At 73.3% G+C, this 296-nt stretch carries 1 protein-coding gene; it reads left to right on the forward strand.

All coding sequences use genetic code 11. From position 1 onward, the window contains the following. On the forward strand, window positions 1–296 hold a 296-nt coding region (locus tag D471_RS34160; RefSeq protein ID WP_040689436.1), incomplete at both ends, for a thiamine pyrophosphate-dependent enzyme.

A 296-nucleotide genomic window follows, 5' to 3' on the forward strand; every position in this document is an offset into this window, starting at 1 on the left:
GACCTCGACCATCGCCTCGCACCTGCCGCGCGCGGTGGGACTGGCGTTCGCCGTCGAACGCGCGGCCCAGCTCGGGGTGGAGACCGAGTGGCCCACCGACGCCGTGGTGGTGTGCAGCTTCGGCGACGCCTCGGCCAACCACTCCACGGCCACGGGCGCGATCAACGCCGCCCTGCACTCGGCCCACCAGGGCATCCCCGTGCCCGTCCTGTTCGTGTGCGAGGACAACGGCATCGGGATCAGCGTGCGCACCCCCACGGAGTGGATCGACAGCGCCTACGGCCACCGGCCGGGCC

Origin of the sequence: Nocardiopsis lucentensis DSM 44048 (assembly GCF_000341125.1) — a bacterium.
Classification (GTDB): Bacteria; Actinomycetota; Actinomycetes; order Streptosporangiales; family Streptosporangiaceae; genus Nocardiopsis; species Nocardiopsis lucentensis.